Source organism: Pseudomonas sp. GYB4201 (genome assembly GCF_056312595.1).
Map to the genome: position 1 here is coordinate 1 of NZ_JBWGIG010000058.1, position 12,691 is coordinate 12,691.

A 12,691-nucleotide genomic window follows, 5' to 3' on the forward strand; every position below is an offset into this window, starting at 1 on the left:
CGACCTGGTCTACGACCGACAATTTAAAGGCTAGCGTGTAATCGCGCTGACTCCGCCTTTTGCCTGAATCCATTGATTCCTCCTGAGGATTGGTCAGAAGGTGTAAACCTTATTCAGGACGGGACACAGGCACAAAAAAAGGCCCATCGGCATGCCGATGGGCCTTTTTTTCACGCTGCAATCAGCGGTAATGGACGGGCGCGTTCACTTCCACAGGGGCATTGGCCTTGCGGTCCCACAGGGTCTGCGCGTAACCCGTGGTCACGACACCCAAACCGAACAAAATGACCAAAATCCATAGCAAATCCGGTTTGCGGCGCATCAATTGCCCCCCTCAGGCAAGTCGTGATGAAGTCGGGCGCTTTGGCTTGAAGATGGCCCGGTAATTATGTGAAGCGTAAAATGCGCGCATTCTGCGGCAACATGACGCGACACGCAACGCTGGCGCCAACCGACTGTCGGGTTGTATTGAAAACGCCACACTGACAATTTTTGTTTCAAATTTGGAGCAGCAAAGATGGCCTATTGGCTGATGAAATCAGAGCCCGATGAGCTCTCCATCAAGGACCTGGCACGCCTGGGCGACACCCGCTGGGATGGGGTGCGCAACTACCAGGCACGCAATTTCCTGCGCGCAATGGCCGTGGGCGACGAGTTCTTCTTCTACCACTCCAGCTGCCCGGAACCAGGCATTGCCGGCATCGCCCGCATCAGCGCCGCGGCCTATGAAGACCCTACGGCCCTGGACCCGGCAAGCGCCTACCACGACGCCCGCGCCAACGCCGACAAGAACCCCTGGAGCGCGGTGGACGTGAGCCACGTCGAAACCTTCGCCAAGGTGCTGGGCCTGGGCTACCTCAAGCAGCAGGCAGCGCTGGCCGAGCTGCCGCTGGTACAGAAGGGCAGCCGACTGTCGGTGATGCCAGTGACCGCCGAACAATGGGCGGCGGTGCTGGCGCTGCGCTGAGGCTTACTGCACGATCAGGTTGTTGAACAGCAAGTCCTCGACCATGGGCTTGCCCTCTTCGCTGGTCATGACCTGTTGCACCTGCTTGAGCGCTTCCTGGCGCAGCTTTTCCTTGGACTCGACGTTGCTCATCGAGTCCACGGTCTGCTGGGAAAACAACGCCACCAGCTGGTTGCGGATCAGCGGGTCCTGGTGTTTCACCGCGGCTTCCGCCTCGGGGCCGGTCACGCGCAGGGCCACGTCGGCCTTGTACACGTGCAGGCGCGGGCTGCCGTCCAGCGCGTAGTTGCCCACGAAGGGCGGGCTCAGGGTGATGTAGCTCACTTTCGGTGGGCCGCCCTCTTCCTTGCCTTCCTCGGCCATGGCCGCCGACACCGGCAGCGTCAGGGCCAACGCCATCAAGATCCACGCTTTCACAAATTCGTTCCTCATTCTGTTGGCGCAAGCATAACAAGATAACCCACGGGCCGGCGCTTATGGACGCCTATCAGCTGGGGGCATGCTCGTTGACCGCACATTCGTCACACCTACACTTATCGGCCACAACCTGCAAAGGAATAGCCCGATGAAAGCTGTGCTGTGCAAAGCCTTCGGCCCCGCCGAGACCCTGGTATTGGAAGACATCGCCAGCCCGGCGATCAAGAAGAACGAAGTGCTGGTGGAGGTGCACGCCGCCGGGGTCAACTTTCCCGACACGCTGATCATCGAAGGTAAATACCAGTTCAAGCCACCCTTCCCCTTCGCCCCCGGCGGCGAGGCGGCGGGCGTGGTGCGCGCGGTAGGCGAGAACGTCAGCCACCTGAAGGTGGGCGACCGGGTGATGGGCCTGACCGGCTGGGGCAGCTTCGCCGAGGAGATCGCCGTACCCGGCTACAACGTCATGCCGATTCCCGACGGCATGGACTACAAGACCGCCGCCGCTTTCAGCATGACCTACGGCACCTCCATGCACGCTCTCAAGCAGCGCGCCAACCTGCAACCGGGCGAAACCCTGCTGGTGCTGGGCGCCTCCGGTGGCGTGGGCCTGGCGGCGGTGGAAATCGGCAAGGCCATGGGTGCCCGGGTGATTGCCGCGGCCAGCAGCGCCGACAAGCTGGCGGTGGCCCAGGCCGCCGGTGCCGACGAACTGATCAACTACAGCGAAACCAGCCTCAAGGATGAGATCAAGCGCCTGACCGGCGGCAACGGCGTGGACGTGATCTATGACCCGGTGGGCGGCGACCTGTTCGACCAGGCCGTACGCTCGATCGCCTGGAACGGCCGGCTGCTGGTGGTGGGCTTCGCCAGCGGGCGCATCCCCGAGCTGCCGGTGAACCTGGCACTGCTCAAGGGCGCCGCCGTGGTGGGGGTGTTCTGGGGCTCGTTCGCCCAGCGCCAGCCGCAGGACAACGCGGCCAACTTCAAGGCGCTGTTCCAGTGGTTTGCCGAGGGCAAGCTCAAGCCACTGGTTTCGGCCACCTACCCCCTGGCCGAAGCGGGTGCTGCCATTCACGCGCTGGCGCACCGCCAGGCCGTGGGCAAGTTGGTGGTCGCTGTGCGGTAAGCCGTTCCTGTTCAGGAAACAATTCTGAATGGTGCCCTTCCCTTCGATGACGGTGAACTGAGCGCCGCAACCGCCCGGTTGCAACCTCATCGAAAGGGAGTTCACCATGAGTGTCTTTACTGTGTATTTCTGTGGCACCAGCGCCACCTGCTTTGACAACTACCACCCCAACTACTGGAACGGCGAGCTGGTTTCCACCCTGGCCGCCAATAGCCTAGGGCGCGAATTCGCCGACTGGATCATCGTCGACGGCCCCGGCAGCGGCAACCTGCAAGCCGACACGCTGACCGTCGAGTCCCAGGACCACCCCTACGCCGGCCCGGCATTCGGCAAAGGCTGGGAAACCAACGTGCGCCACGCCTTGAACATGATCAAGGGCGAATTCGAATGGCAGCGCGACAAGCTCAATGAGGCCGATTACCAGGCGCTCAAGAAAGCCGGGGTGCCCATTCAGGATGTCCAGGTCAAAGGCAGCTTCTGGGCGCGGATATATGACTACGGCAACCGCAACCCCACTCCTCAGCAACTACAGCAACAGATCGTCAACCAGTTCCGCAAGGGCGGCAAAATACCCAGCCAGGTCAACCTGGTGGGCTGGAGCCGCGGCGGCATCAGCTGCCACATGCTGGCCAACGCCATGCTCAGGGACCCGGCCCTCAAGCATATCCCGGTGAATATCTTTGCCATTGACCCGGTGCCGGGGTTGCTCAACTTCCAGCCAGAGCGTGTCAACCTGGGCAGCAATGTGCGCGAATACGTCGGGTTTTACGCACGGGACGAACGCTCGAAGGGCTTCGCCTGTGTCATCCCCAAAGTCTCCAGCGGCACCAGGACCAGCATCTACCCGATGCCAGGGCGGCACGCCACCCTGGTGGGCAATGCCGCCGAAGACGGCGTGGCGGGCGCCAAGGCGTTGCCTGAGCCGGGGATCGTGGTACGGCACCTGGCAGAAACCTGCCTGCAGCGTTGGGGCGTCGAGCTGCAAAAATGCCTGAAACTGGACGCCGCAGCGCTCAAGCAGGCCCACAACACCATGTACATCCACGACGCCTGGTACGCCAACATGCGCAAGTACAGCTACACGTACGTCACCGAGACCGACAAGAACGAGCGTGCGGTCAGCCATGGCGCACAATGGGCACCCTTCTCGGCCATTGGTGGCGCGCCCTTCACGCCGGCCATTGGCCTGGCCGCGCCGGTGGCGCCAGTACAGGGCAGGTATAAGGAACTGATGCCACCGGCGGCCGGCGCCTAACTCTCGCGCGAATGGCAGCGCTTGATGCGCGCCTCCAGGTTGCGGTCGGGCATCTCGTGGCTGCGCAGGGCGCTGATGGTCTGCTGCACGTAGTCCAGGGTGCTGCCGAACCGGCCGCTGGCGCTTTCCAGGATGTGGCTCAACAGGTTGTCGGGCAGGTTGCCCGCGTAGCTGGGCAGGTGCCGTTCAAGCACGAAGCCCAGCGCCTGCACCTTGGTACCGTCTTCAAGGCGGCAATTGAGCCAGTGCGGTCGATAGGACGGATAGGGCATCTCCCGCTGCCACAGGGCCAGCAACGAGTCCTGCAGTTGTTCCTGCGGCAGGCGGTAGGCGAAGCCGCTGCAGGAGCCGCCGCGGTCCAGGCCGAACACCAACCCGGGGCGTTCCGGCGTGCCGCGGTGCTCGTGGGACCACAGGTAAAGGCCGCGGTGGTAGCCATGCACCCGTGCACGGCGGCGCTCCACCGCGCTGCACTCCGGCCGCCAGATCAGCGAGCCGTAGGCAAACAGCCAGACCGGCCCGCCTTTATGGCGCGCCATGGTGGTTTGGAGGGAGTGCACCAGTTGCTCGTGGGTCAATTGCGGCCCGAGGTCGAGCGAAGGTGGGTAGACCTCGTTGAAGTGTGCAGTTTCGATAGCCGACATGGTCGTCGCCTGATATCCCCGTGAATCAACAAGGCCGACTCACTTTAACCGATTGCTACAGCCCCGCTGTTACCGTACGGCAGATAACCTTAGAAAAACAAGCCCTTGCAAACGCTTATAAGCAACTCGACTGGCGTTGGTTATAAAGCACCGAAGTGGGCCACACAGCACAACTGCGCACCGAAGTGGCACTTGCGCCCAGTGAAGTTACCCCCTGCTATTGCCTGAGAATAGTGCACCGAAAGCACATGTAAACTTTCCTACGAAATATTCAGAAGTTTCACATCTAGAAACTTCCTATCGATATGAGCGAAAAAGCACGCTTCCGATAGATAGCGGTCAATGATCATGAAATTTCCCCTCGGCACCCTCGCCCGCGTGCTGCCAGCCGCACTGGCAGCCTGGGCGCCGCCTGCAATTGCCGCAAGCGATGACTTCTGGCTGTTGCAAGGCAGCGTGCTGACCCGCCACTTCGCCAGCAACGGCCAGTACAACAACCACCAGGACCTGGTCGGCCTGGAGCGCAACCTGGCTTCGGGCTGGCTGGCGGGCGGCGCCACCTTCCGCAATTCCTTCAGCCAACGGTCGTTCTACGCCTACGCGGGCAAGCGCTTCGAGGTGGCGGATTCCGCGCTGTACTACAAGCTCAGCGCAGGGTTGATTCATGGCTACAAGGGAAAATACCGGGACAAACTGCCCTTGAACCGCTTCGGCGTTGCACCGGCGGTGATCCCCGGCATCGGCGCCCATTGGGGGCCGGTGACCGGGGAAGTGGTGTTGCTGGGGTTGGCCGCGACCATGGTCAACGTCGGCGTGCGTTTTTGACCTTGCGCTCAGGGACGGGGCGCGTAGGCGAACACGTCGGCACGCATCTGGTGCGCATCCATGCCTGCCGCCACCAGGGCGTCCAGGGTGGCGTAGATCATGGCCGGCGAACCGCTGGCATAGACGTGCACGCCTGCCAGGTCGGCGATGTCTTCACAGACCGCCTCGTGAAGCATGCCGCAGCGGCCTTCCCAGCCGCACAGGTCGCTGACCACCTGGTGCAGGAACAGATTGGGCAGCGCTTTCCACTCTTCCCAGTGCTCGAGCTGATAGAAGTCCTCAGGCCGGCGCACGCCCCAATACAGGTGCACGGGGTGCTTGAAGCCCTGGGCGCGACAATGCTCGATCAGGCTGTGCATTTGCGCCATGCCGGTGCCAGCGGCGATCAGCACCAGCGGGCCGTCTGGCAGTTCGGCCAGGTGGGTGTCGCCGAACGGCAGTTCCACGCGGGCCATGCGGTTGCGCTGCAGCTGCTCGATCAGGCTCTGGGCGCTGGCTTCGCGCACCAGCACATGCAGCTCCAGGTCGCGGCCGCTGTGGGGCGCCGAGGCCAGGGAGAACGCCGACTTGTCGCCGTTCTCGCGCTCGATCATCAGGTACTGCCCGGCATGGTAGCGCGGCGGCTTGCCGGCCGGCGCACGCAGGCGCACGCGCCAGACGTCGCCACCCACGGCGGTGCACTCGCTGAGCTGGCAGGCCAGGCTGCGCACCGGCAGCTCGCCCAGGGCCAGCACGCCGTCCCACAGCACCACGCAATCTTCCAGGGGCTCGGCGATGCAGGTGTAGATTTCACCGTGGTTGCGCTCTTCCCCTTCTTGAAGCACCCGGCCTTCCACCAGCAACGCCGAGCACACGTGGCAATTGCCATTGCGACAGCTTTGCGGGCACTCGTGGCCCAGGCGCTGGGCCGCCTCCAGGATTCGTTCGCCGGGTAGCGTGTCCAGCACCGCGCCCGATGGCTGCAAGGTTACGCGCATCAATCTATTCCTAGCTGGTTCCACAGTTCATCGATGCGTTTGGTAACGGCGTCGTCCTTGACGATCACGCGCCCCCACTCACGGGTGGTTTCGCCGGGCCACTTGTGGGTGGCATCCAGGCCCATCTTCGAGCCCAGGCCCGACACCGGCGAGGCGAAGTCCAAGTAGTCGATCGGGGTGTTGTCGATCATGACCGTGTCGCGCTTGGGGTCCATGCGCGTGGTGATGGCCCAGATCACGTCGTTCCAGTCCCGCGCGTTGATGTCATCGTCGGTCACGATAACAAACTTGGTGTACATGAACTGTCGCAGGAACGACCACACGCCCAGCATCACCCGCTTGGCGTGGCCGGGGTACTGCTTCTTCATGGTCACCACCGCCATGCGGTAGGAACAGCCTTCGGGCGGCAGGTAGAAGTCGGTGATCTCCGGGAACTGCTTCTGCAGGATCGGCACGAACACCTCGTTCAGCGCCACGCCCAGGATCGCCGGCTCATCCGGCGGACGACCGGTGTAGGTGCTGTGGTAGATCGGCTTGATACGGTGGGTGATGCGCTCCACGGTGAACACCGGGAAGCTGTCGACCTCGTTGTAGTAGCCGGTGTGGTCGCCATAGGGGCCTTCGTCGGCCATCTCGCCAGGGTGGATAACACCTTCCAGGACGATTTCAGCGCTGGCGGGAACCTGCAGGTCGTTGCCACGGCACTTCACCAGCTCGGTGCGGTTGTCGCGCAGCAGGCCGGCGAAGGCGTATTCCGACAGGCTGTCGGGCACCGGGGTCACGGCGCCGAGGATGGTGGCCGGGTCGGCGCCCAGGGCTACCGATACCGGGAACGGCTGGCCCGGGTGTTTTTCGCACCATTCGCGGTAGTCCAGCGCGCCGCCACGGTGGCTCAACCAGCGCATGATGACCTTGTTGCGGCCGATGACCTGCTGGCGGTAGATGCCCAGGTTCTGGCGGTCCTTGTTCGGCCCGCGGGTGACGGTCAGGCCCCAGGTGATCAGCGGCGCGACGTCGCCCGGCCAGCAGGTCTGCACCGGCAGCATGCCCAGGTCGACGTCATCGCCCTCGATGACCACTTCCTGGCACGCGGCGTCCTTGACCACCTTGGGGGCCATGGCAATGATCTTCTTGAAGATCGGCAGCTTGGACCAGGCGTCCTTGAGCCCCTTGGGCGGCTCCGGCTCCTTGAGGAACGCCAGCAGCTTGCCGATTTCACGCAGCTCGCTGACGTCTTCGGCGCCCATGCCCAGCGCCACGCGGCCGGGGGTGCCAAACAGGTTGCCCAGCACCGGGATGTCATAGCCGGTGGGCTTTTCGAACAGCAGCGCCGGGCCCTTGCTGCGCAGGGTGCGATCGCAGACTTCAGTCATTTCCAGCACCGGCGAAATCGGCACCTGGATGCGTTTCAACTCTCCGCGCTGCTCAAGCTGCTGCACGAAATCCCGAAGATCCTTGAATTTCATTGACCATGCCACTCGTAAAATAGGCGTACATCGTACCTGCTCCGGCGACGGCTGGCAGCCGCCGAACCGTCAATCTGCAGAATTGGCCTGGATTTGCTCGTTCACATAGGTCGCCGTTGCCCGCGTGAACAGCGGCGCCAGCAACGGTTGCAGGTAGGTGGCTGCAGCGTCGCCGTAATGATTGGTATCCATATAAAGCGACTGGCCATCGTTTTCTACCCGGCAAATTCCATCCCTGGCGCAGAACAGCGCCGTCGGGTCGAGCACACGCACCCCGGGGTCCCGGGCGGCCATGCCCACGAACAGCTGATGAATGAACGCCTGGCGCGCCAAGTGTTCCACCAAGGGCCGCCCCTCATCGACGGCAGACCGGCCCAGCATGGCCAGGCGCGTCAGGCGCCAGGGCACCGGTTGCTTCTGCAGCGGTACTTCGGCTACCAGCCAGACCCGGTGGCCGTGGTGGCGCAGTCGGGTCACCAGCTGGCCCAGGCGTTGCGCCAGTTGCTGTTCGGCATACTTGCGGTCAGCCTTGCCCGACCGCGGGTCATGCAGCATGTAGGTGGTGTCGCCGTTCTCTTCCCCGTAAAGGTACAGGCTCCAACGCGCCGCCAGCACCACATCGCTTACCCCGGGGGTGTCGCTCAAGGCCAGCATGTGCCGGTTGAACGCCTGGCAGCCGGGCCTGGCCTCAAGGCCTGGCACTGGAATGCAGCCCGACTTGGCTGCCAGCGACACTGGGGTGGCGTGCTGCTCGGCCGCTATTTTCAGCGCCAGGCCCAGGCCTGCCGCATGGCTGTCCCCCCACATCAGCGTGGCCGACACGTCCTGGCCTTGCGGGCCAAACCGGCAGACTGGCTTGGACTCACCGAAACCAGCCAGGCAGTCACGCTCCCCACCCTCCCACTCTTTCGCCTGGGCATAGCGCAGGGCCTGTTCAGGCAGGCGCGAGGGGACACCATCGGTCCAGCGCAACGACTGGCCCACCAGGCTCATCATCAATAGCAATGCCAAGGCGCCCACCAATACCTGGCGCGGCGTGGCAGCTGGCCGGGCATGACGCAGTGGCCGCTCCACCCAGCGCCAGCTGGCATAGGCCAGCACCAGGCTGAGCAACAGCAGCCCCGCTACCTGCCAGCCGCCCAGGCCATCCACTGCTGCATAGCTGGCGAACACATGGACCGGCCAATGCCACAGGTACCAGGAATAGGAGATCAGGCCGACGCCTACCAGTAGCCGAGTACCCAGCAAGCGGGCGACCCAGGTGGCGTGGCCGCCATTGGCCCAGATCAGCAGCACCGTGCCCAGCACCGGCAGCAGCGCCGCCACACCCGGGAATGGCGTGGTGGCATCAAACAGCAGCGTCGCCGTCATCAACATCGCCAACCCGCCCAGGCTTGCCGCCTGGTACACCCAGGGAGCATGGTGCCCCCGCGCCGGCGGCGCCACCGCCAATAGGGCGCCCGCCAGCAACTCCCAGGCACGCAAGGGCAGTAGGAAGAATGCCGCCGAAGGGTCGTGTTTAACCGCCCAGGCGCTCAGGCCCAACGACACCAGCGCCAGCCCCAGCAACCATAGCCGCCAGCGCGGGGCCCAGCGCATCAGCAGCCCCAGCAGCAACGGGAAGACAAGGTAAAACTGCTCCTCTACCGACAATGACCAGGTGTGCAGCAGCGGCTTGAGGTCCGAAGCGGTGTCGAAGTAGCCATTTTCACGGCGCAAGAGAATATTGGAGGCGAACATGGCCTGGTAGCGCACGGTGCGTCCCAGGTCGCTGTAGTCACGTGGTGCCAGCAGGAACCAGCCGGCGATCAGGCTCACGACCACCACCAGGCACAGCGCCGGCAGGATGCGCCGGGCCCGGCGGGTCCAGAAATCGAGAAAACTGAACTGCCCCGCCTGGCGCTGCCGCCAGATGATCGAGGTGATGAGGAAGCCGGAAATGACGAAAAAAACGTCCACGCCGACAAACCCACCGGAAAAGCCGGTGATGCCGAAGTGAAAGAGCACGACTACCGCTACGGCCAGCGCGCGCAGGCCGTCAATGTCGCGTCGGTAGGAAAGTACAGCCATGACAATCCCTTGTTATCAATTTTGATACCCGCGGTCGCGGGCAAGGCGCCCAATGGCGGGCGCCCCGCATGATAGAAGGGTTGGCTATGTATCAGTTCCGAAAAATTCAAAAAAAAATGGCGCCCCTAGGGGCGCCATTTCTTCCAGCAGGCCGAAAACGGCGTGCTTACTTGCGTTTCATCGACAGGAAGAACTCGTCGTTGGTCTTGGTCTGCTTCAGCTTGTCTACCAGGAACTCGATGGCGGCGACTTCGTCCATCGGGTGCAGCAGCTTGCGCAGGATCCACATGCGCTGCAGTTCGTCGTCGGCAGTCAGCAACTCTTCGCGGCGGGTGCCGGAACGGTTGATGTTGATGGCCGGGAAGACGCGTTTTTCGGCGATCTTGCGGTCCAGGGGCAGTTCCATGTTGCCGGTACCCTTGAACTCTTCGTAGATCACTTCGTCCATCTTCGAGCCGGTCTCGACCAGCGCGGTGGCGATGATGGTCAGCGAACCGCCTTCCTCGATGTTACGCGCGGCGCCGAAGAAACGCTTTGGCTTCTCCAGGGCGTGGGCGTCGACACCACCGGTCAGTACCTTGCCGGAGCTAGGGATGACGGTGTTGTAGGCACGGGCCAGACGGGTGATGGAGTCCAGCAGGATGACCACGTCCTTCTTGTGCTCGACCAGGCGCTTGGCCTTCTCGATCACCATCTCGGCAACCTGCACGTGGCGGGTTGGCGGCTCGTCGAAGGTGGAGGCAACCACTTCGCCGCGCACGGTGCGCTGCATTTCGGTCACTTCTTCCGGACGTTCGTCGATCAGCAGCACGATCAGGTGAACTTCAGGGTTGTTACGCGTGATGTTCGACGCGATGTTCTGCAGCATGATGGTCTTGCCCGCCTTCGGCGGAGCAACGATCAGGCCACGCTGGCCCTTGCCGATCGGTGCGCACAGGTCGATGACACGACCGGTGAGGTCTTCGGTGGAACCGTTGCCGGCTTCCATCTTCATGCGCACGGTCGGGAACAGCGGCGTCAGGTTTTCGAACAGAATCTTGTTCTTGGCGTTTTCCGGGCGGTCGAAGTTGATGGTGTCAACTTTCAACAGGGCGAAGTAACGCTCGCCTTCCTTTGGAGGGCGGATCTTGCCGACGATGGTGTCGCCGGTGCGCAGGTTGAAGCGACGGATCTGGCTTGGGGAGACGTAGATGTCATCCGGGCCCGCGAGGTACGAAGCGTCAGCCGAACGCAGGAAGCCGAAGCCGTCCTGGAGAATCTCCAGCACGCCATCACCGGAGATTTCCTCGCCGCTTTTGGCATGTTTCTTCAACAGGGAGAAAATCACATCCTGCTTGCGCGAACGGGCCATATTTTCTATGCCCATCTGTTCGGCCATTTCGAGCAGATCGGTAATCGGCTTTTGCTTGAGTTCAGTCAGGTTCATAAGGGAATGACGTAATCATGTATGGAGGGAGAAATTAAGCTTTGGGCTTAATGAGGCCGCGCCGCAGAGAAGGCGACAGGATCGCGTACTAATTCGAGTAGGAGTGCGTCGGCGACGGCTTGCAGGGGGCGCTAGAGATACTAGTGCGAGGCCGAATGTAACACCTGAATTTCTGGGCGTCTAGTCGTTCGCCCAAGAAAAAGCCCCGCAAGGTGCGGGGCTATTACCACTGGATATTTCAGCGCTATTACAGGCTGGCATCCAGGAAAGCGGCCAATTGCGACTTGGACAGGGCGCCGACCTTGGTCGCTGCCACTTCACCGTCCTTGAACAGCATCAGCGTAGGAATGCCACGCACGCCGTGCTTGGCTGGGGTTTCCTGGTTGTCGTCGATGTTCAGCTTGGCGATGGTCACTTTACCTTCGTAGGTACCGGCGATCTCGTCCAGCACGGGTGCGATCATCTTGCATGGGCCACACCACTCAGCCCAATAGTCAACGAGGACAGGGCCCTTGGCCTTGAGTACTTGCTCCTCAAAGGTTGCATCAGTGACGTGCACGATTTTGTCGCTGCTCATAACGGGCTCCGCGGTCGAATTCTGGAAAAACGTCGCCCATCATAACGGCACAGGCGCCCTACAGGAAGCCGATGATGATTGTCTCTAACTATAGTGATTCCAGATTTAACCAATCGCCATCAGGGCGCGACGAAGGCAATGCCCGTGCGCAGGGCCGCCGCGCGGATGTGTTCCTGCATGGCGCGGGAAGCCGGTGCGGCGGCGTGACGCGCCAGGGCGCGAAGGATCTTGCGGTGCTCTTGCCAGGTCTCCATGGCCCGCTCGGCACGGATGAACGGTAGCTTCTGGCTTTCCAGGAAGATATCGGCGCTGGCGACCAGGATGCTGGCCATGGCCTGGTTGCCGCTGGCCACCAGGATGCGCCGATGGAAGTCGAAATCCAGGCGCGCGGCGGCCTCGAAGTCGCCACCACGCAGCTCGGCGCGCATGGCCTCGACGTTGTCCTGCAGGCCGTCCAGTTCGTCGGCGCTCAGGCGCACGGCCGCCAGGCCCGCGGCGAAGCTTTCCAGGGCGTAGCGCAACTGGAAAATATCCTCGGGCGTGGCCTGGGCCGCGAACGGCCAGGCCAACCCGGCTGGTGTAGCCTGCACGGCCCCTGCGGCCTGCACGAACACACCCTTGCCCGGCTGGATACTGACCACGCCCAGGGCGCTGAGGGTCGACAACGCCTCGCGCAGGGAGGCGCGGCTGACGCCCAGCTGCTCGGCCAGATCACGCTGGGAAGGCAATGCCGCGCCGGCCTCGAAGCCGTGCTGGCTGATCAGTTGGCGGATGCCCTGGATGGCGAGGTCAGGTACCGCTCGGTTCATTGAATTCATCATGGGCGCAGGGCGTTTCGGGCGTATGGAATAACTGTTGTAACGCCATTTTTTCCGCCTGGCAAATCACGCCCTTTAACGGTTCACCCCCGTATTTATTGCTCGAAACCGGTGCAACTGTTC

13 protein-coding genes are annotated in these 12,691 nt (G+C 62.8%); 4 read left to right on the forward strand and 9 right to left on the reverse strand.

Translation table 11 applies throughout. The features are described from left to right. Positions 1-181: 181 nt before the first annotated feature. Positions 182-322: a hypothetical protein gene (locus AC0Z2B_RS30705; protein WP_476301744.1), complete on the reverse strand. Its 141-nt coding sequence runs from the start codon at positions 320-322 to the stop codon at positions 182-184. A 195-nt stretch (positions 323-517) separates the two neighbouring features. Here AC0Z2B_RS30705 and AC0Z2B_RS30710 point away from each other — a divergent pair, with 195 nt between their 5' ends. After that, on the forward strand, positions 518-967 hold the full coding sequence (locus tag AC0Z2B_RS30710) for an EVE domain-containing protein (protein WP_476301746.1): 450 nt from the start codon (positions 518-520) through the stop codon (positions 965-967). 3 nt (positions 968-970) lie between these two features. Here the strand turns inward: AC0Z2B_RS30710 and AC0Z2B_RS30715 are convergent, their stop codons facing one another. Beyond that, entirely contained in the window at positions 971-1,384 is a 414-nt protein-coding gene (locus AC0Z2B_RS30715; protein WP_416421907.1) for a flagellar basal body-associated protein FliL, read from the reverse strand. A 148-nt stretch (positions 1,385-1,532) separates the two neighbouring features. Between AC0Z2B_RS30715 and AC0Z2B_RS30720 the strand changes: the two genes are divergently transcribed. After that, entirely contained in the window at positions 1,533-2,510 is a 978-nt protein-coding gene (locus tag AC0Z2B_RS30720) for an NADPH:quinone oxidoreductase family protein (protein WP_476301748.1), read from the forward strand. Between the two features lie 106 nt (positions 2,511-2,616). Then, entirely contained in the window at positions 2,617-3,765 is a 1,149-nt protein-coding gene (locus AC0Z2B_RS30725; RefSeq protein WP_476301750.1) for a hypothetical protein, read from the forward strand. On the opposite strand, the gene AC0Z2B_RS30730 is transcribed toward AC0Z2B_RS30725, so the two are convergent. Then, positions 3,762-4,409, reverse strand: a complete 648-nt coding sequence (locus AC0Z2B_RS30730) for a gamma-glutamylcyclotransferase (protein WP_476301753.1) — start codon at positions 4,407-4,409, stop codon at positions 3,762-3,764. The genes AC0Z2B_RS30725 and AC0Z2B_RS30730 overlap by 4 nt on opposite strands. Positions 4,410-4,757: 348 nt before the next feature. Here AC0Z2B_RS30730 and AC0Z2B_RS30735 point away from each other — a divergent pair, with 348 nt between their 5' ends. After that, entirely contained in the window at positions 4,758-5,234 is a 477-nt protein-coding gene (locus AC0Z2B_RS30735; RefSeq protein WP_476301755.1) for a sn-glycerol-3-phosphate transporter, read from the forward strand. A gap of 8 nt (positions 5,235-5,242) precedes the next feature. On the opposite strand, the gene AC0Z2B_RS30740 is transcribed toward AC0Z2B_RS30735, so the two are convergent. The 6 genes from AC0Z2B_RS30740 to AC0Z2B_RS30765 form a co-directional block, all read right to left on the reverse strand. Further along, complete coding sequence (locus AC0Z2B_RS30740; protein WP_476301757.1) at positions 5,243-6,211, reverse strand: CDP-6-deoxy-delta-3,4-glucoseen reductase; 969 nt, start codon at positions 6,209-6,211, stop codon at positions 5,243-5,245. Then, positions 6,211-7,677, reverse strand: a complete 1,467-nt coding sequence (ubiD, locus tag AC0Z2B_RS30745; RefSeq protein ID WP_416421901.1) for a 4-hydroxy-3-polyprenylbenzoate decarboxylase — start codon at positions 7,675-7,677, stop codon at positions 6,211-6,213. Before ubiD ends, AC0Z2B_RS30740 begins: the two co-directional genes overlap by 1 nt. 69 nt (positions 7,678-7,746) lie before the next feature. Next, positions 7,747-9,747 carry an acyltransferase family protein gene (locus AC0Z2B_RS30750; protein ID WP_476301759.1) on the reverse strand — a complete coding sequence of 667 codons (2,001 nt, stop codon included), beginning with the start codon at positions 9,745-9,747 and terminating at the stop codon, positions 7,747-7,749. A gap of 166 nt (positions 9,748-9,913) precedes the next feature. Then, positions 9,914-11,173, reverse strand: coding sequence for a transcription termination factor Rho (gene rho, locus AC0Z2B_RS30755; RefSeq protein ID WP_027979976.1), 1,260 nt, complete (start codon positions 11,171-11,173; stop codon positions 9,914-9,916). A gap of 247 nt (positions 11,174-11,420) precedes the next feature. Beyond that, positions 11,421-11,750, reverse strand: a complete 330-nt coding sequence (trxA, locus tag AC0Z2B_RS30760) for a thioredoxin TrxA (protein WP_027979977.1) — start codon at positions 11,748-11,750, stop codon at positions 11,421-11,423. 119 nt (positions 11,751-11,869) lie between these two features. Further along, positions 11,870-12,568, reverse strand: a complete 699-nt coding sequence (locus tag AC0Z2B_RS30765) for a FadR/GntR family transcriptional regulator (protein ID WP_476301783.1) — start codon at positions 12,566-12,568, stop codon at positions 11,870-11,872. Between the last annotated feature and the right edge of the window lie 123 nt (positions 12,569-12,691).

Coding starts and splice junctions, on each gene's coding strand:
- AC0Z2B_RS30765 (WP_476301783.1), bottom strand. CDS start 12,568: ATGAATTCAATGAACCGAGCGGTACCTGACCTCGCCATCCAGGGCATC.
- trxA (WP_027979977.1), bottom strand. CDS start 11,750: ATGAGCAGCGACAAAATCGTGCACGTCACTGATGCAACCTTTGAGGAG.
- AC0Z2B_RS30710 (WP_476301746.1), top strand. CDS start 518: ATGGCCTATTGGCTGATGAAATCAGAGCCCGATGAGCTCTCCATCAAG.
- rho (WP_027979976.1), bottom strand. CDS start 11,173: ATGAACCTGACTGAACTCAAGCAAAAGCCGATTACCGATCTGCTCGAA.
- AC0Z2B_RS30740 (WP_476301757.1), bottom strand. CDS start 6,211: ATGCGCGTAACCTTGCAGCCATCGGGCGCGGTGCTGGACACGCTACCC.
- AC0Z2B_RS30730 (WP_476301753.1), bottom strand. CDS start 4,409: ATGTCGGCTATCGAAACTGCACACTTCAACGAGGTCTACCCACCTTCG.
- AC0Z2B_RS30750 (WP_476301759.1), bottom strand. CDS start 9,747: ATGGCTGTACTTTCCTACCGACGCGACATTGACGGCCTGCGCGCGCTG.
- AC0Z2B_RS30705 (WP_476301744.1), bottom strand. CDS start 322: ATGCGCCGCAAACCGGATTTGCTATGGATTTTGGTCATTTTGTTCGGT.
- AC0Z2B_RS30720 (WP_476301748.1), top strand. CDS start 1,533: ATGAAAGCTGTGCTGTGCAAAGCCTTCGGCCCCGCCGAGACCCTGGTA.
- AC0Z2B_RS30725 (WP_476301750.1), top strand. CDS start 2,617: ATGAGTGTCTTTACTGTGTATTTCTGTGGCACCAGCGCCACCTGCTTT.
- AC0Z2B_RS30735 (WP_476301755.1), top strand. CDS start 4,758: ATGAAATTTCCCCTCGGCACCCTCGCCCGCGTGCTGCCAGCCGCACTG.
- ubiD (WP_416421901.1), bottom strand. CDS start 7,677: ATGAAATTCAAGGATCTTCGGGATTTCGTGCAGCAGCTTGAGCAGCGC.